This window comes from Novosphingobium mathurense (assembly GCF_900168325.1).
Taxonomy (GTDB): domain Bacteria; phylum Pseudomonadota; class Alphaproteobacteria; order Sphingomonadales; family Sphingomonadaceae; genus Novosphingobium; species Novosphingobium mathurense.
In genome coordinates, this window is record NZ_FVZE01000001.1 from 362496 (window position 1) to 386850 (window position 24355).

Consider the following 24355-nt stretch of genomic DNA (forward strand, 5'->3'; position numbering starts at 1 on the left):
GACGCTCAGCCTTCGCGTTCGACCAGCCATTCCAGCAGTGCTCCAAGGCAATCGCGACCCAGTTGCATGGAGCGTTCCGGGCTCCATTCCTGTTTCGGGTCCGCAGCCGGATTGTGGTCCTTGAACGGCATTTCCAGCGTCATCGCAACGCAGCCGAAGCGTTCGGCAAGCTGGTTGGTCGACATCGCCAGATTGCCCTTGCCGGGCCGTGCAACCGGGTAGCCGAGCTTGGTCTGGAAATCGGGCGTGCGCTGCTCCAGCAGGGCGGCGTAGCGGTCATACCCTTCCTTCTGCTCCGGCTTGAGCGAGGGGATGCCTTCGAAGCCTGCGAGGAATACGGCGGGAATCGCTTCGTCGCCGTGCACGTCCATCGCGAAGTCGACCCCGCTGGCGTCCATGGCATTGCGGATCGCCAGCACTTCGGGCGAACGCTGGGCACTCGGCTCGTTCCATTCGCGATTGAGATTCACGCCCGCGGCATTGGTGCGCAGGTGCCCGCGGCGCGAACCGTCGGGGTTCGCATTGGGCACGACATGCAGGCGGCAGCGCTTGCGCAGTTCGCGGCCCACCGAGCTCGACGGATCGGCGAGCAGGTCCAGCGCGCCTTCCATCCACCATTCGGCCATCGATTCGCCCGGGTGCTGGCGCGCATAGAGCCAGACCTTTAGCGGGCCTTCGCCCATCTCGAGGCAATCGAGAGGCTGGCCGTCCAGCGTAGTGCCCAGGCACTTGTAGGCGATGCCGTGCGATGCCGCCGTGCGCGCCACGAGGTCCTGGTGCCGTTCCATCGAATAGGGCGCGAAATAGGCGAACCAGGCAAGGTCGCCGGAGGGGCGGTAGGTGATGGTGAGCGTGCCGCCGTCGCGGCTCTCGTCCCATTGTCCGGCAGCGCGACCCCAGCACCGGCGATCTTCGCTGACAGCCGCGTTGTAGTTGGGCCAGCCCATCGGATAGGCCGAGCCGTTAAGGCCGGTGATCCGCAGCGTCAGTTCGCGCCCCTGCGCGCCGCTGACGCGGAAGTGGAACCACTGGTAGAATTCGGATTCGTGGTCGCGCCGGATGGCGAGGCGCGCCTCGGTGCCGTCGATGGAAAGGACTTCGATGTTGCCGGAATCGAATGCGGAAGTGATCTGGATATCTGTCATTTCACGAGGATAGTTTCCCCGGACTGGCCCGGAAAGTCCTTGAACAGCGCTTCGGCCATTTTCGCCGCACCCAGAGAGGTCTGGGCGAGGGGGGACTTGCTGCTGACGGTGAACTGCGCACGGCCTTCCCAGATCGTGCGGCCGCTGTCGCGCTCGCGGATCATCACGCGCATTTGCGTTTCCACCTGGGCAGGCGGTGGCCCGGACAGGTCGATGCCAAGGCCTACGCCGACCCCTGAGCCGTAGCTTCCGGTGCTGCCGCCCACGCCCACCGAAACCGGACTGCCGTTGCGGACAGGGGCCAGGGTGTGGCGCTCTACCGATAGCAGTGCGACCTGCTGGCTCGGGCCTGCGCCGGGCAGGGTGGCGCTGTAGCCGGCGCGGGTCAGTTCGCGCAGGACGGCGCCGGAGAAGGTTCCGAACTCCATCCCGTTCTCCTGGCCTTCGGCCGGTTCGACGGCAATCGTGCCCCGGCCGAGCGGAATGGCGCCGGTAGCATGGAACCGGGTTACTTCGACCGGCCCGACCGGCGCGACGCAGCCGGTCAGGAACAGGCTTGTCGCCAGGACGGCAGCGCCGCCAAGGGCTTGCAGGGTACGGCGCATATCAACCTCTCCGGTGCTCAGGCATTTGCCGGTGTGCCGCTTGCACCGGAAGGATGCAAGTCACTCAGGTTGCAGGGACGGCAACCGGGTCCGCCTTTGGAAAATTGTCGAAGAGAGCGGTGGCCAGCTTGCTGGCGATGCGGTCGTCGCTCCAGTCTCCGTCGCCTTCGCGCGTGGCGATGGTGGCGTAGCCTTCCCACAGGACCTTGCCGCTGGCGCCGTCGAGGATGCGGGTGTCGAGCCGGGTGGACATGAGCGCGGCGCGCGGCTTGGTAAGGTCGATGTTGATGCCAAGGCCATAGGCCGAACCGCGATTGCTGACGCCCATGGCGGCGGTGCCGCTGACCGGACTGCGCTTTTCCTCGGCGGGGACGAGTACCTGCCGGGTGATGCGCAGTTTGGCGACCTGCCCCGGCGTCGCGCCGGAATGGAGCGTGTCGTAGCCTGCACCGACCAGCGCGTTCTCGATTGCTGCTTCGTAAGTGGCCCGCTTGCCGGAATCGAACCGGGGGCCGTCGCCCGATTCCGATTCGACCGTGACCGGGCCATGGCCCAGGGCGGCTGCGGCATCGCCTTCGGCCACGAAGCGGCTGACCTCGACCTCGCCTTCACGCGAATCGCGCGAGTGCGACGCGGCGCGCGACGGAATGCGTTCGGGATAACGGTCGAGAGGATCGTCCCAGGCGGACCGGCCCCAGCCCATCGGCTGGGCGAAGGCCGGAAGCGATGCGAAAGCGGGGGATAGCAGCATGGCGGCCATGGCTGAGGCGAGAAGCGCGCGTCCGTGATTGTGCATTACCGTCTTCTCTTTTTTCGAGTTCAGTGTCGTCGCGCCCGCAGATGGTATATGAAGGCCAGCCATTGCCGGGCGATGAACGGTGCCGAAAAGTCAGGTGGATACCGTCCAAATTGCCCTCCGGCGCTTGACTTTGCAGGCAGCGACCAGTAACGGCCCGGCTTCAATTTTCCGGCGGTCGGTAACCGCCCGACACACGCAGACGAGACAAACGATGAAGATTCGCAATAGCCTCAAGTCGCTCAAGGGCCGTCACCGTGACAACCGCGTGATCCGCCGTCGCGGCCGTACCTATGTCATCAACAAGACCAACCGCCGCTTCAAGGCGCGTCAGGGCTGATTCGTTTCGCCCATCCCTGTCGAACCCGGCAGGGATAACCGGCGGACCGGCCCATTGGTTCTGAAAGACATGAGGCCCCCGCCATTCGCGGGGGTCTTGTCTTGTCCGGAACAATCGAAGCCGTCGTTTTCGACGTGGGCCGCGTGCTCGTCCAGTGGGACATGCGCCGGCTCTTTGCGAGGCTGATCGACGACGCCGATCGGCTCGACTGGTTCATGACCCACGTCATGACCGAGGAATGGCATTTCCAGCACGACGCCGGGCGCGACCTTCATGAGTTGGTCGCAGAGCGCAAGGCGCAGTTTCCCGGCAACGATCACCTGATCGACGCCTATGCCACCCGCTTCATCGAAACGATTCCCGGCAACGTTCCGGGCAGCCATGAAATCGTGCGCGAACTGGCCGGCCGCGATGTGCCGCTTTTCGCCATCACCAACTTCGCAAGCCCGTTCTGGCGCGAGTATCGCGCTGGCGAGCCGCTGTTCGACCTGTTCGGCGACATCGTCGTTTCGGGCGACGAGAAGATCGCCAAGCCCGATGCGCGCATCTTCGAGATCGCGTCCCGCCGTTTCGGGCATGAGCCCGGCGCGATGATCTTCATCGACGACAATGCTGCAAACGTCGAGGCTGCGGACCGGCTCGGCTGGAACGTCCATCACTTCACGGATGCGCCCCGGCTGCGCGAGGACCTGACGCGTCGGGGTCTGCTCTGAGGACCTCGGCTACCGTCAGTTAACGGCAGGCGGATCGGTCCGCTTCACGCTGGTTTCATCTGCAGAAAATTTATTTCGCAACTGCAGCGTAAACCCTTGGCAACTCCCCGTCCATGTTGCATCACATGGACAAACGGGAGTCACAATGTCGGCTGCTAAAAGTATCAAGTATGACGAGATGCTCGACGAGGATGGCTCGGTCCGTCCTGCCTACGCCGATTTCAGAAACTGGTATGACTCTCAGGACAAGGCCTGGCTAAAACGTCAGGACGCCGAGGCCGAAAGATTTTTTCGGCGCATCGGAATTACTTTCAACGTCTATGGTGACGATGCCGCGGAAGAGCGGCTGATCCCCTTCGACATGATCCCGCGGATCATCACTGCGCGTGAATGGCGCAAGCTGACGCGCGGGATCGAACAGCGGGTGAGGGCGCTCAATGCCTTCCTCCAGGACCTCTACCACCGGCAGGAAATCATCCGCTCCGGGCGACTGCCGATCCAGGCCCTGCGCAACAACGAGGCGTTCCTGACCCAGATGATCGGGTTCACGCCGCCGGGCGCGGTCTATACCCACATCGTCGGCATCGACCTCGTGCGCACCGGCCCCGATGACTTCATGGTGCTGGAGGACAACGCCCGCACCCCGTCCGGCGTCTCGTACATGCTCGAGAACCGCGAGACGATGATGGCGATGTTCCCCGAGCTGTTCACCAAGATCCCGGTGCGTCCGGTCTCGGACTATCCGCGGCGCCTCGCGCGCTCGCTGCGTGCCTGCGCCCCGCCGGCCTTCAAGGGCAGCAAGCGGCCGGTGGTCGCGGTGCTGACGCCGGGCATCTACAATTCGGCCTATTTCGAGCACGCATTCCTTGCCGACCAGATGGGCGCAGAACTCGTGGAGGGCAGCGACCTTCGCGTCGTCGACGGCCGCGTCGCGATGCGGACGACCTGCGGCTATCAGGCGGTCGACGTGATCTACCGCCGCGTCGACGACGATTTCCTCGATCCGCTCAGCTTCAACAAGAACTCGGTTCTCGGCGTTGCCGGTATCATGGACGTGTATCGCGCTGGCGGCATCACGATTGCCAATGCGCCGGGCACGGGCATTGCCGACGACAAGGCGATCTACAGCTACATGCCCGAGATCGTCGAGTTCTACACCGGCGAGAAGCCGATCCTGAACAACGTGCCGACCTGGCGCTGCAGCGAGCCGGACTCGCTCGCCTACGTGCTCGACAACCTGAAGGACCTCGTCGTCAAGGAAGTCCATGGCTCGGGCGGCTACGGCATGTTGATCGGGCCGACTTCCTCGAAGAAGGAACTGGCGGCCTTCGAAGAGAAGCTGCGCGCCCGGCCGGAAAACTACATCGCGCAGCCGACTCTCTCGCTGTCGACGGTCCCGATCTTCACGAAGGAAGGGCTCGCGCCCCGCCACGTCGACTTGCGACCCTTCGTGCTGGTGTCGCCCGACGGCATCGACATCACGCCGGGCGGACTGACCCGCGTGGCGCTCAAGAAAGGTTCCCTGGTGGTCAACTCGTCGCAGGGCGGGGGCACCAAGGACAGCTGGGTTCTGGACGAATAATGCTCGGTCGTGCTGCCTATGGCGTCTACTGGATGGCCCGCTACCTCGAGCGGGCGGAGAACACCGCGCGCCTGATCGACGTCGGCTTTCACCTTGCGCTGACCCGCGGGGACAAGGCTTCTCAGGACGAGGAGTGGAAGTCGGTCCTGACCACGACCGGCCAATTGGGAGCCTATGAGGCCGCGCACAAGGAAATGACCGGGCCGCAGGTCTTCAATTTCCTGCTTCGCGACAAGGAAAACCCCGCCAGCGTTCTCAGGATGGTCGAGGCGGCGCGGACCAATGCGCGGGTCGTGCGCACAAGCATCACCAACGAGGTCTGGGAAGCCACCAATGACGGCTGGATGACCTTGAGCGAGATCCTCTCGCGCCCGGTGCGCGAGAGCAACCTGGGCGAAGTGCTCACGGCCATTCGCGGGCAGGCGACCCTGGTGCGCGGCGCCATGGGTGGCTCGATGCTGCGCAACGACGTGTTCAACTTCGCGCGCATCGGCACTTTCATCGAGCGCGCGGACAACACTGCCCGCATCCTCGACGTGAAGTACTACGTCCTGCTGCCGTCGGTCGCCTGGGTCGGCTCCAGCCTCGACAATGCGCAGTGGGACACGCTGCTGCGCTCGGTCGCGGGCAGCCGGGCCTATTCCTGGCTCAATGCCGGTTCGATGGATCCGCGCGACATCGCCCGTTTCATGATCCTCGACGGGCAGTTTCCGCGCAGCCTGGTGTTCTGCTTCGAGAAGATCCGCAGCAACATGGCCGGTCTCGCCAAGCAGTACGGGCATGAGACCGGCGCCCACGAACTGCTGCGCAACGTGGGCGCGCGACTGCACCAGACGACGATCGAGGAGATCTTCGAAGTGGGACTGCATGAATTCCTTCAGGACTTCATCGGCAAGACCAACCTGATCGGCGACGCCATTGCCGCCGACTACCGCTTTATTGAATGAGGCTCGCCTAGTGCTCCTGACCGTAACGCACACGACCCGTTATGCATTCGCCGACAGTGTCACGCACGGTTTGCAGCGCCTGAGATTGAAACCCAAGTCCACCCACGGCCAGGAAGTCATCGCGTGGGACATGGACCTCACCGGTGCAAAGCGCGAAGCCGAGTACGACGACCAGCACCACAATCATACCGAACTGGTCTCGATCGAGCCGGGCGTGCCCGAGGTCGTCGTGACCTGCCGCGGTACGGTGCGCACGATCGACAACAGCGGTGTTACCGGGCAGCATACCGGGCACATGCCGCTCTGGTGCTTCCTGCGCCCGACGCCGCTGACGCGCGCGGGCAACAGGGTCCGCTCGCTTGTCGCGTCGATCGCGGTCGACCGTCACGATACGCTGAACTTCCTTCACGCCCTGTCGCACGCGATCGCGGAGCAGGTCGAATACCTTCCGGGCACGACCGATGTCACCACAACGGCGGAACAGTCGCTGACCGCGGGGCAGGGCGTATGCCAGGACCATGCCCACATCTTTATCAGCGCCGGGCGGCTGCTCGACATCCCGATGCGCTACGTCGGCGGTTACCTCCTGATGGACGAGAAGGTGGAGCAGGAGGCGGGCCATGGCTGGGCCGAAGCCTATGTCCAGGGGTTGGGCTGGGTGGGGTTCGACATCTCCAACGCGATCTGTCCCGATGAGCGATACATTCGCGTCGCCACCGGATGCGACTACAGCGAGGCGGCCCCGTTTACCGGAATCGCCGTTGGCGCTGGGGAAACCGAGCTGGATGTGCATTTGTCGGTCGGCCAGAAAATGCTAGGAGGACAGCAGCAGTCCCCGTCGAGCGGGCAACAGCAGCAGATGCAGGGTCGTTGAGGGACCGCAAAGGTCGCTGGTGCCGCTCGGGACCGCTGAAGTGTGTGCAGGGGCTTAGAATTCCATGACCTATTGCGTGGGCATGATGTTGGAACGTGGCCTCGTGCTGATGAGCGACACGCGGACCAATTCAGGCGTCGACAATATCTCGACCTTCCGCAAGATGTTCCACTGGGAAGTGCCCGGGGAGCGTATCATCGCAGTGCTGTCGGCGGGTAATCTGGCCACTACGCAGGCCGTCGTCAGCCAGCTTGAAGAGCGCAACAAGGCGCCTTCCGATCGTCACAACTCGCTGCTCCAAGCCGAATCGATGTTTCAGGTGGCAACGATCGTGGGCAATCTCCTGCAGGATACCATCGCCGCGCGCGCCGCCGACAACGGGCAGAGCGCGGCGGGAACCTTCAGTGCCTCGCTGATCGTCGCGGGCCAGATCAAGGGCATGGAGCCGCGTCTCTTCCTGATTTACCCGGAAGGCAATTTCATCGAAGCGAGCTTCGACACGCCCTTTTTCCAGATCGGCGAAACCAAGTACGGGCGCCCGATTCTCATTCGAGGCTACGATCCGAAGATGAGCTTCGAAAACGCGGTCAAACTGATGACCGTGTCATTCGATTCCACGCTCAAGGCCAACCTCTCGGTCGGCATGCCGCTCGACCTTCTGGTGATCGAACGCGACAGTTTCACGCCGCTGCACGAACGGCGGATCGAATGGGACGACCCCTATTTTCAGTCGGTCTCCACCGGATGGGGCGAAGCCTTGCGCCAGGCGCTGGATGCCTTGCCGGACTATCGCATGGACACAGACCTGCAGACCGCCGCTGAGTGATCGCAGGCGGTTTTCAGCTTCCCGGAGCTTTTACGAGAGTGAGTGCGTAGCGGCTGCCTAACGGCAGAAACTCGCGCCGTCTGCTTCCAGGTGGAAGTGATTGCGATGCGCCGAATTGTAGTCCGGGCCGAGCACCGTGCCGAATCGCTTGCACGCGCTCTGGTGGACCACGCGCAGGAACCGGCGTTCCGCATCGGTCCCGCCGTCCCAGTCGTCCAGCACGCTGATCCGCCTGCCGTCTTCCAGCACGAAGGCGGACACGTCGATGGCATTGGCGGTGGCATGGCCGGAGCGGCGGTTGGTGCCCGCGACATTGCGACAACTGTAACTGCCGTAAGTCTCGATTCGCATGACCCGGCTGCCGAGGATCTGCTCCGCTGCGCGGTCGACGCCGAATCGGGCCCAGCCGGCAAAGTCCGTCGCCACCGAACAGGTGACGGGGCCGAGATTCGATAATTCCAGCGATGCCGTGTCGCTTCTCAGGCCGGAGAGTCTGACCGTCCCGATATTCGAGCAGCCCTCGCCGAAATACTGGTCGGGCAGGGGGGTGAACGAGGCGCGTTGCGCACCCAGTTCGGACAGGCATTGGCGGAACGCCGGGCGCGGGCTGAGAGTGCCGGAAGCGGGGCGCGAGGCCGTCTTTTGCGTCGCCTGGGGAATGTCCATGCAGGCGGCAAGCGGGGCCAGCAGCGGCAGGATGAGCAGGAGTCTGCGCATGAACAAAGTCTCGCAGGGATTGGTTAACAGAATATTGCCGCGAGCATCAGGGTTTGGCCTTTGCGACGAAACGAGCGCGCGCTTCACCATCTGGGAGCGGTGTTTTCCACTGCAATGCGATTGACAATTTCAGGTGGGAGACTAGAGGCGGCTCCGGGCCACGCGGTCCCAACGCCGCGCGAGCTCTCTGCAAGGAGAGTCTTTATGACTGATATTACGGTACCGACGCGCAAGCCTGCGCGTCCGCATTTCTCTTCCGGTCCCTGCGCGAAGCCGCCGGGATACTCCCCCGAAAAACTCAGCGTCGAATCGCTTGGCCGCTCACACCGCGCCAAGATCGGCAAGTCGCGCCTTCAGTACTGCATCGACCTGATGCGCGAAGTGCTGCAGCTGCCAGAGACGCATCGCATCGGTATCGTCCCCGGTTCGGACACCGGCGCATTCGAAATGGCCATGTGGACCATGCTCGGCGCGCGCGGCGTGACGACGCTGGCTTGGGAAAGCTTCGGTGAGGGTTGGGTCACCGATGCTGTCAAGCAGCTCAAGCTGGATCCGACCGTGATCCGCGCCGACTACGGCCAGCTGCCGGATCTTTCGCAGGTGGATTGGAGCAACGATGTGCTCTTCACCTGGAACGGCACCACTTCGGGCGTTCGCGTTCCGAATGCCGACTGGATCCCGGCGGACCGTGAGGGCCTGTCCTTCGCCGACTCGACTTCCGCCGTTTTCGCCTACGACATCGACTGGTCGAAGATCGACGTCGCGACCTTCTCCTGGCAGAAGGTTCTGGGCGGCGAAGGCGGCCACGGCGTCCTGATCCTCGGCCCGCGTGCCGTCGAGCGCCTTGAAAGCTACACCCCGTCCTGGCCGCTGCCGAAGGTCTTCCGCCTCACCAAGGGCGGCAAGCTGACCGAAGGCGTGTTCAAGGGCGAGACGATCAACACCCCCTCGATGCTTGCCGTCGAGGACGCGATCTTCGCTCTCGAATGGGCCAAGTCGCTGGGTGGCCTCGAAGGTCTCAAGGCCCGTTCCGACGCCAACGCCGCTGCGCTCGACAAGATCGTCGCGGAGCGTGACTGGCTCGGTCATCTCGCTGCCGATCCGGCCAGCCGTTCGAAGACCTCGGTCTGCCTGACGGTCGAAGGCGCCGACACCGACTTCATCAAGAAGTTCGCTGCGGTCCTCGAAAAGGAAGGCGCTGCCTTCGACGTCGCCGGTTACCGCGACGCGCCGGCAGGCCTGCGCATCTGGTGCGGGGCCACGGTCGACACCCAGGACATCGAGGATCTCGGTCCCTGGCTCGACTACGCCTACGCCACCGTCAAGGCCGCTGCCTGAGATTTAACCGTCATCCCAGCGAAAGCTGGGATCGCGGGCCGCATAGCACGACGTATCGCTGAACCGGCCCGCGATCCTGCCTTTCGTCAGGATGACGAATTGAGAGATTCGTCATGACCACCAAGCCCAAAGTCCTCATTTCCGACAAGATGGACCCCAATGCCGCGCGCATCTTCGAGATCCGCGGTTGCGAAGTCGACGTGATCACCGGCGAGACGCCGGAACAGCTCATCGCCCGCATCGGTGACTACGATGGCCTTGCCATCCGTTCGTCGACCAAGGTGACCAAGGAAATCCTTGCCGCCGCCAAGAACCTCAAGGTCATCGGCCGCGCCGGCATCGGCGTCGACAACGTCGACATCCCGGCCGCTTCGGCCCAGGGCGTCGTCGTGATGAACACGCCGTTCGGCAACTCGATCACCACTGCCGAACACGCCATCGCCCTGATGTTCGCGCTGGCCCGCCAGCTTCCCGAAGCCAACGCCCAGACGCAAGCGGGCCTGTGGCCGAAGAACGGCTTCATGGGCGTTGAAGTTACCGGCAAGACCCTCGGCCTCATCGGCGCGGGCAACATCGGTTCGATCGTCGCCAGCCGTGCGCTGGGCCTGAAGATGAAGGTCGCCGCCTTCGACCCGTTCCTCACGCCTGAGCGCGCCGTGGAAATGGGCGTCGAGAAGGTCGACCTCGACACGCTGCTCGACCGTGCCGACTTCATCACGCTGCACACGCCGCTGACCGACCAGACCCGCAACATCCTGAGCCGCGAAAACCTCGCCAAGACCAAGAAGGGCGTGCGCATCATCAACTGCGCGCGTGGCGGCCTGGTCGACGAAGAAGCGCTCAAGGACCTGCTGGATTCCGGCCACATCGCCGGTGCCGCCCTCGACGTGTTCGTCACCGAACCGGCCAAGGAATCGCCGCTGTTCGGCACCCCGAACTTCATCTGCACCCCGCACCTGGGCGCCTCGACCAACGAAGCGCAGGTCAACGTGGCTCTGCAGGTGGCCGAGCAGATGGCCGACTACCTCGTCAACGGCGGCGTTACCAACGCGCTGAACATGCCGTCGCTCTCGGCCGAGGAAGCGCCGAAGCTCAAGCCCTACATGGCGCTTGCCGAACAGCTGGGCAGCCTTGTCGGCCAGCTCACGCACGACTCGGTTCCGCGGATCTCGATCCACACCGAGGGTGCTGCTGCCGAACTCAACATGAAGCCGATCGTGGCCGCCGTGCTCGCCGGTTTCCTGCGCGTCCAGTCGGACTCGGTGAACATGGTCAACGCCCCCTACCTCGCCAAGGAGCGCGGTCTGGAAGTGCGTGAGGTCAAGACCGAGCGCGAAGGTGACTACCACACCCTGATCCGCGTTTCGGTGAAGACCGAAGCGGGCGAGCGTTCGGTGGCCGGCACGCTGTTCAACAACGTCGAGCCGCGTCTGGTCGAACTGTTCGGCATCAAGGTCGAGGCCGAATTGGCCGGGCACATGATGTACATCGTCAATCAGGACGCACCGGGCTTCATCGGCCGCATCGGTTCGCTGCTGGGCGAGAACGAGATCAACATCGGCACCTTCAACCTCGGTCGCCGTGAAGCCGGTGGCGAAGCCGTGCTGTTGCTCTCGGTCGACAGCGCAGTGCCGGAAGGCGTGCTCAAGCAGGCCTGCGAAGTGCCGGGCGTGCGCATGGTCAAGGCGCTTTCGTTCTGATCTGGGCCTGACAGCTCCCAACGGAAGGGGCCGGTGCGATGCACTGGCCCTTTCTTTTTTGCGGCGGCGAAGCAGGCGAAAAGCCCCGGCGAGTGCAGCTTTGCGCCTTGCGGGCCAAACGCATTCGACAATCCGCTCCCTTGCCGTTAAGGGCCCACCCATCATGCAGGATACCGATCGCGATCTTCTGCCCGAGGGGCTTGGTGACAGGTTGCCGCAGCAGGCGGCCGTTTCGCAGCGCGTGCGTCGCACGGCGCTGGATGCCATGGCGAGCCATGGCTACGAGCGGGTCGAAACGCCGACCATCGAATTCGAGAAGTCGATGGCGAGCCGCATGGCCGGCGTCCAGGTGCGTCGGATGTTCCGTTTCGTCGATCCGGTGTCGCTGCGCACGCTGGCGCTGCGTTCCGACATCACCATGCAGGTTGGCCGCATTGCCGCGACCGGCCTTGCCGCGGCGGCGCGCCCCTTGCGCCTGTGCTATGCGGGGCAGGTCGTCACCATCAAGGGCGACGGGCTCGACCCGGCGCGCGAACGGCTCCAGCTCGGTGCAGAACTGATCGGCAGCGATTCCGTGGCCGCGGCCGCCGAGATCGTCGAAATCGCCATCGAGGCGCTGCGTGCCGCAGGTGCCAGCGGGATCTCGGTCGACTTCACGCTGCCTGACGTCGTCGATGCCCTTTCGGCCGAAGCGTTGCCTCTTGCCGCCAGCCAGATCGAGGCCGTGCGCCAGATGCTCGACGCCAAGGACGCGGGCGGTCTGGTCGATGCCGGGGGCGAAGCTTATCTGCCGCTGCTCTATGCGGTGGGTCCGTTCGAAACCGCGATCGAGCGGCTTGCTGCATTCGATAACGCGGGCGTGCTCGCCGGTCGTATCGCGGGGCTGCGCGAAATCGCCGCTCGGGTTGACGGGAAAGCGCGCCTGACGCTCGATCCTTCCGAACGTCATGGTTTCGAATACCAGTCCTGGTTCGGCTTCACGATCTACGCCGAAGGCGTGTCGGGCAGTCTGGGCCGGGGCGGTACCTACCGCATCCTGGGCCAGCTCGACGGACAGGAGGGTGAACCGGCTGCCGGCTTCTCGCTCTATCCCGATCCCCTGATCGAAGTTCTGGCGAGCGAGCCGCAGGAAACGAAGAAGCTTTTCCTCCCGCTCGGCCACGATGTCCGCGTTGCCGAGCAGCAGCGCGCGATCGGCTGGACGACGGTGGCAGCTCTTGACGAAAACGACGATCCGGTGGCGCTGGGCTGTTCGCACCGCCTGGAAAACGGCGAGGCTGTTGCTCTCTGACCTCACGGCAAGGGGGCGGCGCGAATCGGTCCGCCGCTATCGGCAGGCCGGGATTTGTGGGGTCGTGGTTTCGTGGCTTGCGACAGGTGCGCCTTCTCGGCTGAGAGGGGCGCCGTTTTCGGACCTGTCCGGTAATCCCTTTGCGAGCGCGGGCATCGATCCAAGACCGGCGTTTCACACGACTTTTCTGGCAGTGCCCTGGCGCAAGATTCTTCGCGAAGTCCTGTATGGCCTGCAAGATCGCAAGGCTCAGGCCGCGACACGCGGCAATCGCCTTGGCACAAATTGTCACCTGCACCTTGCCCTTGGAGGCCACAGGGCCTAGGGCGCGCGGCGGACTTCAAACAGTAATGAAAGCGTGCAGGCGTTGGCCAACGTAACCGTGATTGGCGCCCAGTGGGGCGATGAGGGCAAGGGCAAGATCGTCGATTGGCTGGCGAGCCGGGCGGATGCCGTGGTTCGTTTCCAGGGCGGCCACAATGCGGGCCATACGCTCGTTGTGGGCGAGCAGGTATACAAGCTCTCGCTGCTGCCTTCGGGCATCGTGACCGGTACGTTGTCGATCATCGGCAACGGCGTGGTTCTCGATCCCTGGCACCTCAAGTCGGAAGTCGAGAAGCTTCGCGGCCAGGGCGTCGAGATCAATCCGGAGAACTTCGCGATCGCGGACAACTGCCCGCTGATCCTGCCGCTCCACCGTGACCTCGACGGCCTGCGTGAGAACGCGGCGGGCGCCGGCAAGATCGGCACCACCGGTCGCGGCATCGGTCCGGCCTATGAAGACAAGGTCGGCCGCCGCGCGATCCGCGTGTGCGACCTTGCGCACCTCGATTCGCTCGAGCCGCAGCTTGACCGTCTTTGTGCCCACCACGACGCCCTGCGCGCCGGTTTCGGACAGGACCCGGTCGACCGCGAAGCGCTGCTGAACGAATTGCGCGAGATCGCGCCTTTCGTGCTGCAGTTCGCCCAGCCGGTCTGGAAGCGTCTCAACAAGGTTCGCAAGGCGGGCGCCCGTATCCTCTTCGAAGGTGCGCAGGGCGTGCTGCTCGACGTCGACCACGGCACCTATCCCTTCGTCACCAGCTCGAACACGGTTTCGGGCACCGCGGCTAGCGGTTCGGGCCTGGGTCCTTCGGCGACCGGCTTCGTGCTCGGCATCGTCAAGGCCTACACCACCCGTGTCGGCTCGGGTCCGTTCCCGACCGAGCTGGACGACGAGACCGGCCAGCGCCTTGGCGAACGCGGTCATGAATTCGGCACCGTCACCGGGCGCAAGCGCCGCTGCGGCTGGTTCGACGCCGTTCTCACCCGCCAGTCCTGCGCGATTTCGGGCGTCACCGGCATCGCCCTGACCAAGCTCGACGTACTCGACGGCTTCGAGAAGGTGAAGATCTGCACCGGTTATCGCCTGAACGGCAAGGTCCTCGACTACTTCCCGAGCCATGCCGCCGACCAGGCCAATGTCGAGCCGATCTACGAGGAAATGGACGGTTGGCAGGGCACCACTGCCGGCGCCCGTTCCTGGGCCGATCTGCCCGCGCAGGCGATCAAGTATATCCAGCGCGTGCAGGAACTGATCGAAACCCCGGTCGCGCTGGTTTCGACCAGCCCCGAGCGCGAGGACACGATCCTCGTGCGCGATCCCTTCGAGGATTGATCGCGATGCGGCGGAGCGTGCCAAGGTTCGCTCCGCTGCTCCTGCTGCTTGCCGCGGGCGCCTCGGCGCAGGACGGGCAGGCACTCCCGGAAATCGACTTCGTTCGCGTCGACAAGTCCGACCGCACGATCCAGCTCTTTTCCGAAGGCAGGCTGGTGCGCGTGATAGAGCGTATCCAGATGGGCGATCCGGTCGGCCCCAAGCGCTTCGAGGGCGACCGGCGGACGCCCGAAGGGCTCTACGAGATCGACTGGGCCAACCCCGAGAGCGCCTACTACCTCTCGCTGCACATTTCCTATCCGAGTGAGGAAGACCGCGCCTTTGCCGCGGCTCGCGGTCGTTCGGCGGGTGGCATGATCATGATCCACGGCCAGCCGAACGGGCTGGCGCAGGGACGGATGCCGGGCGACTGGACCGATGGCTGCATCGCGGTTTCCAACGATGAGATCGAATACCTCTGGCAGACCGTGCCCGATGGGACGCGGATCGAGATCCAGGCCTGATGCTGGCCCTTGATTGCGGCATCAAGACCTTTGTAGAAATCCTGAGTCGTGACGGAACGCGCCGCAAGATCGGGGTGAGGCCGCCCCCGGAGTAATGTCCCCCATGCGGATTTCCAATCGATGACTACGAGCCTGACGCAACCTGCACCTGCCGATGACGAACAAGGCCGTCTTGCGGCCCTGCGGCAGCTGGAAATCCTCGATACCGAGCCGGAGGAGCCGTTCGAGAACGTGGTATCGCTGGTGCGCACCGTTCTGGGCGTGCCGATCGCGACGGTTACGCTGGTCGATGAGGACAGGCAGTGGTTCAAGGCGCGCCGAGGACTGGATGTTAGCGAAACCCCGCGCGACGTTTCGTTCTGCACCCATGCCATTCGGCAAAGCGAGCCGTTCCTCGTCAGCGATGCGCAGGTCCATCCGCTCTTCGCCGAGAACCCGCTCGTGCTGGGGGAACCCGGGATCCGCAGCTATGCAGGCATTCCACTACAGACCGCGGAGGGTTTCAACGTCGGCACCCTGTGCGCCATCGATGTCCAGCCGCGTGAGTTCACCGAGGCGGAAGTGGCGCTCCTGTCCAATTTCGCCCGCATCGTCGTCAACGAATTCGAACTGCGCCGCATCGCCCAGCGCGATCAGTTGACCGGTGCGCTCACCCGGCGTGGTTTCCTTGAAATGGCACGCCATGAGATCGGACGTTTCAGGCGCTATGGCAGGCCAAGCTGCCTGCTGCTGGTCGACATCGACTTCTTCAAGCAGGTGAACGACACTTATGGCCACCCGGCCGGAGATGCCGCGCTCAAGGCGCTGGCGGAAACGGTGACGCTCGCCAAGCGTCCGGTCGATCTGCTGGGCCGCCTTGGTGGCGAGGAATTTGCGGTGCTGCTGCCCGAAACCGAGGCTCCCGATGCCTTCTGGGCGGCGGAACGGTTTCGCCAGGCTATCGAGGATCGGGTGATCGAGCTTGCCGACGGCCGCACCGTTGCCGTTACTGCAAGCTTCGGTATCGCGCCGCTTACCGATACGGTGACTTCCGTGGAAGACTGGCTGTCACGCGCGGACGAGCCGCTTTACGCGGCCAAGCATGCCGGCAGGAACCGCTGCGTCGTGGGCGGCAGTTCCTGAACCCGTTTCGTCAACGCGGGACTTGCTTCGAGCAGCCTGGCGCAGGCTTCTCTCAGAAGTCGACAGCGATACCCTTGTGCACCCAGTCGCCATAGCGCGTGGGAGAGAGTTCGCCGTCGGGATCGAGCGAGTCTTCCTCTGCCTTGGCGTCTTTGGGCTGCGGCGCGGGATCGTTGGTCCAGTGTGCGGGCTTCCGGAAGCCTTCGGGACGTTTGGTGGCGCGTTCGGTCATTGTCCCCATGTGGTGCCACTGGCGGGAAAACGCAATCCGCTATAGGGGCAGCGGCATGGACATTCCCGGCCTTCCGGCGCGCCGTGCCGCGCTCAACCTCATCGATGCCGTTCTGCGGCGCGGCGAAACCCTGGATCAGGCCGCAGGTGCGGCCCTGTCGCGCGTGCGCGGCGATGCCGACCGGGCGCTGACCCGCGCGATTGCCGGCGAGGTGCTGCGCTGGAAGGCGGACCTCGACGCACTGATCGACAGCGCCACGCACCAGCGCCTGCCCGACGATGCCAAGCCGCGCGCGGTCCTCGAACTCATGCTCGCGCAGGTCCTGCGCCTCGAAACGCCGCCGCATGCGGTGATCGCGACGGGTCTGCCCTTGCTGACCGGCGGGCCGAGGCGGCTGGCGCATGGCGTATTCTCAACGCTGATGAAGCGGGAGGTCTCGCTGCCGGAGGTGCCGACGCTGCCCGATGCGGTTCGCGCACGCTGGGGCAAGCGGGCAGCGGACATCGCTCAGGGCCTTGCCGAGCCGCCGCCGCTCGACCTTGCCTTGCGCGAACCGGAAAAGACGCAGGAGTGGGCGGAAAGGCTGGGCGGTACTTCGCTGATGCCGGGGCACGTCCGCCTGCCGCGCGGCGCAGCGGTGGAGAGCCTCGAGGGCTTCCGCGAGGGCGCATGGTGGGTGCAGGATCTTGCAGCCAGCCTGCCCGCGCGGCTGCTGGGAGCGGGCGAGGGGCGGCGCGTGCTTGACCTTTGCGCCGCGCCCGGGGGCAAGACCCTGCAACTGGCCGCTGCCGGCTGGGAGGTCACAGCGCTCGACATCTCCAAGCGTCGCCTCGAACGGCTGAAGGACAACCTCGAGCGTACCCGTCTGCGCGCCGATGTGGTCCAGTCCGATGCCTTCAAGTGGGAGCCCGGCGCGCCATTCGATGCGATCCTGCTCGATGCGCCGTGCACCGCGACCGGTACCAGCCGTCGCCATCCCGACGTTCTCCACCGCATCGGTGCACGGCAGATTGCGGAGATGGCCGAGTTGCAGTCGGGCCTGCTGGCGCGCGCGGTCGATTGGCTCAATCCGGGCGGATCGCTGGTCTATGCCGTCTGTTCGCTCGAAGCCGGGGAGGGGGAAGCCCAGGCCGCGCAAGTGGCGCTGACTCCGCAACCCATAGCGCAGGACGAATTGCCCGCGGGTCTATCGCCCACCGAAGAGGGATGGCTGCGGACCGATCCGGCGATGCTGGCCGAGGTGGGCGGGCTCGACGGCTTTTTCGTGGCACGCTGGCGCAAGACCTGAAAGCCGCTGCAGCGGGCAACCTTGCGTCGCTTTCGTGGCGCAAGGCCTGCGGTCAATATCACGACGAGCATGTGTCCGAGCTGTCCGATGTGAGCGAGTTCATCGCGGCGTGAATTCGCGATCCCCGTTGTTGCCTTGCTTGAGATTTCCCGGTCCGTGTCGTAATTTCGGCTCCTGACGGGGCTGGTTTCGTTGAGGGCGCGACCGATCGCCGATCTGCGGTGCTTCGCATCGATTTGCCGTTTCCGCTCCCAGCGAAGGCCCCCCGTACATGAACGATGCCAGCGAAAGCGTTCCCTTGCTGAGGCGATTTCGCGAAGGCTGCGGGAGGTAGGGGGAGCAGGTCTGTTGCGATCCTGCAGCGTTGCAGTGGTATTACCGGGGCGGCGCCTGCCCCTGATCCTTCAGCTCGACGACCAGCGGCCGGCATGGCGTGGCGGAGCGATTGGAGGCGGCGCAAGCCCCTGCCGTCGACTCTGCGGCGACAGGGACTTGCACGACTTGGATCGGGTCAGGCCTTGACCTTGGCCTGAAAGCTCTTGCGCAGCTTCATAAGTTTCGGCGGGATTACGGCCAGGCAGTAGGGATTGCGCTGGCCTTCGCCTTCCCAGTATTCCTGGTGGTAGTCCTCGGCGGGATACCAGGTGGCCGGGCCTTCGATGGTGGTCACGACCTTGCCGCCATTCTCCTCGTTCGAGCGCGCGATGGCGGCTTCGGCCCCGGACCTTTGCGCATCGTCCAGCGGAAAGATCGCCGAGCGGTACTGCGTGCCGACATCGTTACCCTGCCGGTTCAGCTGCGTCGGGTCGTGCGTGCCCATGAACACGTCGAGAATTTCGGCATAGGAGATCGTCTCGGGGTCGTAGGTCACCTTGATCGCCTCGGCATGTCCGGTCGTGCCGGAGCAGACCTGCTTGTAGCTCGGATTCTCGACGGAGCCGCCGATATAGCCGCTTTCGACCTTGCTGACGCCGACGACGTCGCGGAACACCGCTTCCGTGCACCAGAAGCATCCGCCTGCCACGATTGCCGTTTCCATGGTTTGTCCTGTCCTTGTCGTTCGGGGGGCATTCAAGGTCAGGAACATAGGAAGCTGTCCTGCCCTTGTCATCGGGAGGCGCTATTCTCGCCTTCCGGTCCGGGTTGCCTTTGTCCCGTTCTTGTCTACTTTTCCGACACTTCGTCTTCGCTGGGAGAATCGTGATGCGTCGAACACTGGTCGCCCTTTCCTCGTTTCTGGGCCTGTTGGCCGCACCGCTCTCCGCCGCCACGGTCGAAGCCGGTACCGAGGCGCGATCCGAGGCCGATTTCTGCAAGGGCTGCGAAGCGCTCGTCGAATTGGCCCTGGCTCATCCCTCACGCAAGGACGACCACGGTCGCGATGCTTATCGCCACCCGGCGGAGACCCTGTCGTTCTTCCGCATTCGGCCGGACATGAAGGTCGGCGAATACGAACCGGGCAGCGGTTGGTATACGCGGGTGCTTGCGCCCTATCTGGCGAATGAAGGGCATCTGACCGGGCTGTTCTTCAATCCGAAGCAACTGCCGTTCGAAGCGGACGACATCAATGCCACCGCCGCCGGTTTCGCCGATCAGGTTGCGACATGGACGGGGCTTCCGGCCCGGAGTTTCTCGGGCATGACTCTCGAAACCGTGCCGGACGACCAGAAGGGAACCTTCGATCGGATCCTGGTCGTGCGCATGATGCACAACATGATGCGCTGGAACGTCGCCGACGGCGAGATCAAGGCGATGCGTGCGCTGCTCAAGGACGAGGGCCTGCTCGGCATCGTCCAGCACCGGGCCAGGGCGGACGCGCCTTATGCGGTCAGCGACGGCAATCGCGGCTACTTGCGCGAGGCGGATGTGATCAAGTTCATGGAAGTGAACGGCTTCGAGCTGGTCGGCAAGTCCGAGGTCAACGCCAATCCGAAGGACACCGCGGACTGGGAGGAGGGCGTGTGGACCCTGCCGCCGTCCTATGCGCTGAAGGATAAGGACAAGGCGAAATACGCAGCGATCGGCGAAAGTGACAGGATGACGCTTCTGTTCCGCAAGCGGCCCTGATAAAGGGCCGGCCCATGGCCGAAATCACTGTCGCAGCACTGCAACTCGCCCTTGGCTCCGCCGACGAGGCGCAGAACATCGCCGCCGTTTCCGCTCTCGTCGAAGAGGCAGCGGGCAAGGGCGCCCGGATCATCCTCCCGCCCGAGCTGTTTTCGGGCCCCTATTTCTGCAAGGTCGAGGAAGAAGAACTCTTCGCGCTGGCGCGCCCCACGCAAGAGCATCCTTCGGTCATCGCGATGAAGGCGCTCGCCCGCAAGCTCAAGGTGGCGATCCCGACCAGCTTCTTCGAGCGGGACGGACACCACTATTACAACACGCTGGCCATGATCGATGCCGAGGGCGAGATCATGGGCACCTATCGCAAGAGCCACATTCCCGACGGCCCCGGTTATGAAGAGAAGTATTACTTCCGGCCGGGTAACGACGGGTTCAAGGTGTGGGACCTGTTCGGCACGCGTATCGGCGTGGGTATCTGTTGGGACCAGTGGTACCCGGAATGCGCCCGCGTGATGGCACTGATGGGAGCGGAACTGCTGTTCTATCCCACTGCCATCGGGTCCGAACCCTATGACGCCACGCTCGACACCAGCCGCATGTGGCGCCGGGCCATGCTTGGCCATTCGGTTTCGAACTGCATGCCGGTGATCGCTGCCAATCGCATCGGCATCGAAGCCGAAGCGGGCAGCGAGCAGACCTTCTACGGTCACTCCTTCATTACCGATGAGTGGGGCGATTTCGTTGCCGAGTTCGGCAAGGAGGAAAGCGGCGTCCTTGTCGCTACGCTGGACCTTGCGCGCGCGGCCACGCACCGCGCCGGCATGGGCTTCTTCCGCGATCGCCGCCCGCAGCTTTACACCCGCATCGCGCAGGACGTCTGACCGTCTTGGCGAAGCACCGCTACCTGATCGCACTGGGATCGAACATGCGGCACCGCAAGTATGGCGATCCGCACAGGGTGCTCAGGGCTGCGCTGGCCGCGCTCGACAAGGGCAAGTTCGAAGTCGAGGCCGTTTCTCCGCTTATCGACTCTGCGCCGCTGGGACCTTCGCGTCGGCGCTATGCCAATGGCGTTGCCATCGTCAGCACGCATCGCGATCCGGACGAGGTGCTGCACAAGCTGGCCAAGATGGAGCGCAAGTTCGGCCGAAAGTCGGGTGGACGGCCCTGGGGCGCGCGGGTGCTGGACCTCGATATCGTCCTGTGGGACGGCGGTCCATGGACCAGCGACAGGCTTGTCATCCCGCACCCGGCCTTTCGTCAGAGGGATTTCGTGCTGGGGCCCGCACTCACGATAGCGGGTGGATGGCGCGATCCGTTGACCGGCTTGTCGGTAAAACAGTTGCATGCGCGCTTGACCAAGCCTCGCCCTGTCCCTAGTTGACCCTTCCGCAGCCGCGAAACGGCATCGTGGGCCCGTAGCTCAGTAGGTAGAGCAGCTGACTTTTAATCAGCGGGTCACAGGTTCGAATCCTGTCGGGCTCACCATAATTTCAACTATTTAGTGAAATTATTCGCTGCGGAGCCAAGTTTCCACGGTGGCCAGCAATCAGATAGCAATCAGGCTGTAATTGCGTGTTTGTGATCGGGGATGGCCGAAATGCCGCGCGTTAATTTGGAAGGTCTTTGGACAGCATCGGCTTGGCCGCTGCCCTGATTGGTGCCGCTTCGGCCGGGATCAGCGCATGCCTGGATTGGTCGCAAGCCGGCTTCGACGCTCCACACTGTCTGCCAATATTGCAGGATCCCGGTTGAAGCTCCAAACAGTGGCATGAACAATCTTTAATCCGGCCACCTGGATCGCCTATGTACGATTGCCTTCACCGCTGCAGCGAGGATCGGCATGGATGAACGCGTCAGAGAATTCGTGAATGGAGTTGTCGACGGGGTTGCGCTCAACCCTGCTGAAGTTCGCGACCGCGTCTGGCATTTATTCATTGATGTCGACGACGAGCGGAGTCGGGTGGCCCTGCTATCTACCTATGACGCGGCGATGCGGGTTACCGTTGATCACATGAATGCCGAAGGCGAAGAGGTTGATGGCTTTCTCGGCGCCATAGCGACCGACAAGTGCGCATTCGTCATCCTCGAATCCATGGTCGATGATGTGTTCGTCGATGCCGACGAATTCGACCGCATCGTCGACCGCGAAGTCGGTGCAGGGCGAATGCATGGTCGTGAGTTTATCTACCACGCGAAAGAGGCGGCCAAGGTGGTTCGCGAGCAACGCGAGGCCTGGTGGATGCAAGCAGGCGCCGGCGGCGCCACTGTGCATTGATGCTACGTGCACACGGGTCCCTGACTACCTCGCGAGAATGATATGCCGTCGGATGATGGCTCGAATCTCAGGGCTGCAGTATTGGTAGGGATGACCCTCGAGCCTCCCACGCCAGAGCTTCCGAGAACGGTCTGAGCCCGATGCACTACCCGCAGCGCAACAGGCCCGGCGATTGTTGTGTGAGGTCAGCCAACGGTCAAAGGGCTGCTCCCTCATCCGTGGGAGCGGCCCTTTCCACATCTGGCAACTGACTGCCGATGTTCTCCAATGCTGGGACCGTGGCGTCATCTCGGCCCAATTGTTAACAAAGCTTAATCTCTGCCACTCACATGATCCGTTAACATCTGGGCTCCCCCCCGAAACAGGAGAGTCGCAATGGACCGTCGCATCGGATCGTTGATCCGCGACCTCACCAGGTCACCGAAACTCAGTCCGGGCGCTGCACGCAAGAGGATCTGGGGCTTGGTTGACAAGGTGCAGGGCGAAGAGGACATGGTCGCGCTGATGCGCGCCTATGACGTTGTCATGGGTATCGCGATTGATCATCTCGAACGTATGGGCCAGGACGTCCAGACCCTGCGCAAATTGATGTCGGCGGACCGGCAAAGCTTCGCCCTCGTCGAGGCGATGCGGGATGGTGCAGGCATCGAGCCCCGCACCCTGTGCCGCATCGTGGATCGGGAAGCGGCGGCCGGGCGGATGACGAGGTCGGAGGAACTGCTGACATTGGATGCGGCGGCCCGGAATCTGTCGCCACGGCAAAGAGCGGCGGGCCGCGCGGTAGGACTGAAGTGATCAGCCTGAGGGCGGCGAGGACTTCGCGCGACAGGTGCCAGACCTGTCCTTCGGGCGCTGCCGCTCACCGCATTCGCCGCACCGCTCAGCCGGGTTGGTCCTGCGGCGGCGGTGTCGGCCCCCTACATTGGCGCAGCCTGGAGAGGAAACGGAGCGAACCATGATCCGACAGACCGCCGCCTATAGTCTAAAGTTCGCGGACGATAAGTCAGGTCCGGCGAAGACTATTGAGTTTCAAGCCGAGGACGCGAGCGAGGCCTTGGTCATTGCCAGGACAGAGGCAGCGGATCGGGATGTAGAGCTCTGGAAGGGCAACAAGTTGCTCTGCCATCTCAAGCACGATGAGCATGACGTCTGGGAAATCAGTTAGAGCCAAGGCCACAAAGGAGAGGGGTGACATTGTCCGTCTCGCCGCGCGGTGATACCGAGATCTGCAACCGCGCGCCGGCTTCCCTCGCCAGCGTCCCGAGCCAGACCCAGAGACCGGAGCCCCGAGGCAAGATGTCAATGGAGAGGCCAGTGACCAAGCAGGGCCGGTTGTAGGGCCGCTTCGGAAGGGGCGGCCCTTCCCATTTTTCGACATGCTCTGAATTGTCCGTAGGAGCCGCTGGGAGTGTGTTGCGATTCTGGATGGGTCGTGACTTATCTGGCGCCGCTTTCGTCTCGGAGCGTGTCGCGTTGGCCGCCTGCGGGGGCATTCCGACAGATATTTGCGGGTCCTACCTACGGGTCTGGCGCACCCTAAGCGCTGGGAAACCCCTTTTTTCGGGGCTGAGCCGGTTCGAGGCATTCGTGACAGTTAGAAGAGGCAGTTTCGGGCCGGCGTGGAGCGACGCGACCGAGGGCTAGGGCGTCATGGAGGGGCGTACTCCTACTTCTGCGTTCTTCTGGTACCTTCCAGCGCCATGCTATTGAGCCCGGGCTTCGATGACGGAGGTTCGCATGCGGATTCGCCTTGCTCTTGTTGCACTCTCGATGTTGGTTGCCTCGCCGGTCTTGGCCCAATCAGTTCTCACCCCCAAAGATCGTGCCGCGGCGTTTCGTGCCGCCGGCTTCAGGTTCGCGGCCGGTAAGTGGTCAGCCTGCGGTGATCCGGGAACGCCCAGCTATTCGCCGGGGCAAATCGAGACAGTCCGCGACCTCAATGGCGATGGCCGCCCCGAAGCCGTGATCACCGAGGGCGGCACCTATTGTTTCGGCATGACGGGCACCGGTTACACAATCGTGAGCAAACAGGCCGACGGCACCTGGAAGAACATCACCGGCGGCACCGGCATTCCGAATTTTCTCGCAACAAAGGGTGTCGGCGGCTGGCCTGATATCGAGATCGGTGGTCCGGGCTTCTGCTTCCCGGTCGAGCGCTGGAACGGCAAGGCCTACGTGCTCAATCGGCATCAATACGATGGCAAGGCGTGTCGGCCGCAGATGTAGATGCGAGGGGCGCCCGACAAAGAAGACCCGGCACAATGGCCGGGCCTTCACGGGTCTGGTCGAGTCAGCTCGGGAGCGGGGGTTCCGAAGAGTGCCACCGAGAAGACTCGG

The 24355-nt window shown here is 63.9% G+C and carries 26 protein-coding genes and 1 tRNA gene; 21 read left to right on the forward strand and 6 right to left on the reverse strand.

Going from position 1 to position 24355, the window contains the following annotated elements:
• Positions 1-5 precede the first annotated feature (5 nt).
• The 3 genes from B5483_RS01800 to B5483_RS01810 all read right to left on the reverse strand — a co-directional run bounded on the left by B5483_RS01800 (position 6) and on the right by B5483_RS01810 (position 2546).
• Positions 6-1145 (reverse strand): M14 family metallopeptidase, encoded by a 1140-nt coding sequence (locus B5483_RS01800; protein WP_079729294.1) that lies wholly within the window; start codon positions 1143-1145, stop codon positions 6-8.
• Positions 1142-1750, reverse strand: a complete 609-nt coding sequence (locus B5483_RS01805) for a DUF4136 domain-containing protein (RefSeq protein ID WP_079729295.1) — start codon at positions 1748-1750, stop codon at positions 1142-1144. The genes B5483_RS01800 and B5483_RS01805 overlap by 4 nt, the downstream gene beginning before the upstream one ends.
• Before the next feature lie 64 nt (positions 1751-1814).
• Positions 1815-2546: a DUF4136 domain-containing protein gene (locus B5483_RS01810; RefSeq protein ID WP_245828789.1), complete on the reverse strand. Its 732-nt coding sequence runs from the start codon at positions 2544-2546 to the stop codon at positions 1815-1817.
• A gap of 214 nt (positions 2547-2760) precedes the next feature.
• On the opposite strand from B5483_RS01810, the gene ykgO reads away from it, so the two are divergent.
• From ykgO to B5483_RS01840, 6 genes are all read left to right on the forward strand, one after another.
• Complete coding sequence (gene ykgO / locus B5483_RS01815) at positions 2761-2886, forward strand: type B 50S ribosomal protein L36 (RefSeq protein WP_004210176.1); 126 nt, start codon at positions 2761-2763, stop codon at positions 2884-2886.
• Positions 2887-2987: 101 nt separating this feature from the next.
• A complete protein-coding gene (locus B5483_RS01820) occupies positions 2988-3599 on the forward strand; it encodes an HAD family hydrolase (protein WP_054947264.1) in 612 nt (203 codons plus the stop codon).
• Between the two features lie 145 nt (positions 3600-3744).
• A complete protein-coding gene (locus tag B5483_RS01825) occupies positions 3745-5181 on the forward strand; it encodes a circularly permuted type 2 ATP-grasp protein (RefSeq protein WP_054947265.1) in 1437 nt (478 codons plus the stop codon).
• Positions 5181-6128 (forward strand): alpha-E domain-containing protein, encoded by a 948-nt coding sequence (locus B5483_RS01830; protein ID WP_054947266.1) that lies wholly within the window; start codon positions 5181-5183, stop codon positions 6126-6128. The genes B5483_RS01825 and B5483_RS01830 overlap by 1 nt, the downstream gene beginning before the upstream one ends.
• Positions 6129-6138: 10 nt before the next feature.
• On the forward strand, positions 6139-7002 hold the full coding sequence (locus B5483_RS01835) for a transglutaminase family protein (protein ID WP_054947267.1): 864 nt from the start codon (positions 6139-6141) through the stop codon (positions 7000-7002).
• 64 nt (positions 7003-7066) lie between these two features.
• Complete coding sequence (locus tag B5483_RS01840) at positions 7067-7828, forward strand: proteasome-type protease (RefSeq protein ID WP_054947268.1); 762 nt, start codon at positions 7067-7069, stop codon at positions 7826-7828.
• A gap of 57 nt (positions 7829-7885) precedes the next feature.
• Here the strand turns inward: B5483_RS01840 and B5483_RS01845 are convergent, their stop codons facing one another.
• On the reverse strand, positions 7886-8545 hold the full coding sequence (locus tag B5483_RS01845) for an extensin family protein (protein WP_054947322.1): 660 nt from the start codon (positions 8543-8545) through the stop codon (positions 7886-7888).
• A 204-nt stretch (positions 8546-8749) separates the two neighbouring features.
• Between B5483_RS01845 and B5483_RS01850 the strand changes: the two genes are divergently transcribed.
• The 6 genes from B5483_RS01850 (at position 8750) to B5483_RS01875 (ending at position 16156) form a co-directional block, all read left to right on the forward strand.
• The gene (locus B5483_RS01850; RefSeq protein ID WP_054947269.1) at positions 8750-9883 is read left to right on the forward strand and encodes a phosphoserine transaminase; all 1134 of its coding nucleotides are present in this window, start codon (positions 8750-8752) and stop codon (positions 9881-9883) included.
• 113 nt (positions 9884-9996) lie between these two features.
• A complete protein-coding gene (serA, locus tag B5483_RS01855; RefSeq protein WP_054947270.1) occupies positions 9997-11583 on the forward strand; it encodes a phosphoglycerate dehydrogenase in 1587 nt (528 codons plus the stop codon).
• Between the two features lie 163 nt (positions 11584-11746).
• Positions 11747-12874: an ATP phosphoribosyltransferase regulatory subunit gene (locus tag B5483_RS01860; protein ID WP_054947271.1), complete on the forward strand. Its 1128-nt coding sequence runs from the start codon at positions 11747-11749 to the stop codon at positions 12872-12874.
• 367 nt (positions 12875-13241) lie between these two features.
• Positions 13242-14531, forward strand: a complete 1290-nt coding sequence (locus B5483_RS01865) for an adenylosuccinate synthase (protein WP_054947272.1) — start codon at positions 13242-13244, stop codon at positions 14529-14531.
• Positions 14532-14536: 5 nt separating this feature from the next.
• Positions 14537-15034, forward strand: coding sequence for a L,D-transpeptidase family protein (locus B5483_RS01870; RefSeq protein ID WP_079729296.1), 498 nt, complete (start codon positions 14537-14539; stop codon positions 15032-15034).
• A gap of 120 nt (positions 15035-15154) precedes the next feature.
• A complete protein-coding gene (locus B5483_RS01875) occupies positions 15155-16156 on the forward strand; it encodes a GGDEF domain-containing protein (RefSeq protein ID WP_079729297.1) in 1002 nt (333 codons plus the stop codon).
• Positions 16157-16208: 52 nt separating this feature from the next.
• Here the strand turns inward: B5483_RS01875 and B5483_RS01880 are convergent, their stop codons facing one another.
• Positions 16209-16388: a DUF1674 domain-containing protein gene (locus tag B5483_RS01880; RefSeq protein WP_176167932.1), complete on the reverse strand. Its 180-nt coding sequence runs from the start codon at positions 16386-16388 to the stop codon at positions 16209-16211.
• Between the two features lie 55 nt (positions 16389-16443).
• Here B5483_RS01880 and B5483_RS01885 point away from each other — a divergent pair, with 55 nt between their 5' ends.
• Positions 16444-17676, forward strand: coding sequence for an RsmB/NOP family class I SAM-dependent RNA methyltransferase (locus tag B5483_RS01885; RefSeq protein WP_079729298.1), 1233 nt, complete (start codon positions 16444-16446; stop codon positions 17674-17676).
• A gap of 511 nt (positions 17677-18187) precedes the next feature.
• On the opposite strand, the gene msrA is transcribed toward B5483_RS01885, so the two are convergent.
• The gene (gene msrA / locus B5483_RS01890) at positions 18188-18715 is read right to left on the reverse strand and encodes a peptide-methionine (S)-S-oxide reductase MsrA (RefSeq protein WP_079729299.1); all 528 of its coding nucleotides are present in this window, start codon (positions 18713-18715) and stop codon (positions 18188-18190) included.
• Positions 18716-18879: 164 nt separating this feature from the next.
• Between msrA and B5483_RS01895 the strand changes: the two genes are divergently transcribed.
• The 8 genes from B5483_RS01895 (at position 18880) to B5483_RS01930 (ending at position 24244) form a co-directional block, all read left to right on the forward strand.
• Entirely contained in the window at positions 18880-19743 is an 864-nt protein-coding gene (locus B5483_RS01895; protein ID WP_079729300.1) for a class I SAM-dependent methyltransferase, read from the forward strand.
• A gap of 14 nt (positions 19744-19757) precedes the next feature.
• The gene (gene aguB, locus B5483_RS01900; RefSeq protein WP_054947279.1) at positions 19758-20621 is read left to right on the forward strand and encodes an N-carbamoylputrescine amidase; all 864 of its coding nucleotides are present in this window, start codon (positions 19758-19760) and stop codon (positions 20619-20621) included.
• A gap of 5 nt (positions 20622-20626) precedes the next feature.
• Positions 20627-21124 carry a 2-amino-4-hydroxy-6-hydroxymethyldihydropteridine diphosphokinase gene (gene folK, locus B5483_RS01905; RefSeq protein ID WP_054947280.1) on the forward strand — a complete coding sequence of 166 codons (498 nt, stop codon included), beginning with the start codon at positions 20627-20629 and terminating at the stop codon, positions 21122-21124.
• 28 nt (positions 21125-21152) lie between these two features.
• Positions 21153-21228: transfer RNA gene (locus B5483_RS01910), tRNA-Lys, on the forward strand.
• Positions 21229-21583: 355 nt separating this feature from the next.
• On the forward strand, positions 21584-22018 hold the full coding sequence (locus B5483_RS01915; RefSeq protein WP_079729301.1) for a hypothetical protein: 435 nt from the start codon (positions 21584-21586) through the stop codon (positions 22016-22018).
• Positions 22019-22393: 375 nt separating this feature from the next.
• Positions 22394-22813 (forward strand): hypothetical protein, encoded by a 420-nt coding sequence (locus B5483_RS01920; protein ID WP_079729302.1) that lies wholly within the window; start codon positions 22394-22396, stop codon positions 22811-22813.
• Between the two features lie 160 nt (positions 22814-22973).
• Entirely contained in the window at positions 22974-23183 is a 210-nt protein-coding gene (locus tag B5483_RS01925; protein ID WP_079729303.1) for a hypothetical protein, read from the forward strand.
• A 572-nt stretch (positions 23184-23755) separates the two neighbouring features.
• Entirely contained in the window at positions 23756-24244 is a 489-nt protein-coding gene (locus B5483_RS01930) for a hypothetical protein (protein WP_079729840.1), read from the forward strand.
• Positions 24245-24355 lie beyond the last annotated feature (111 nt).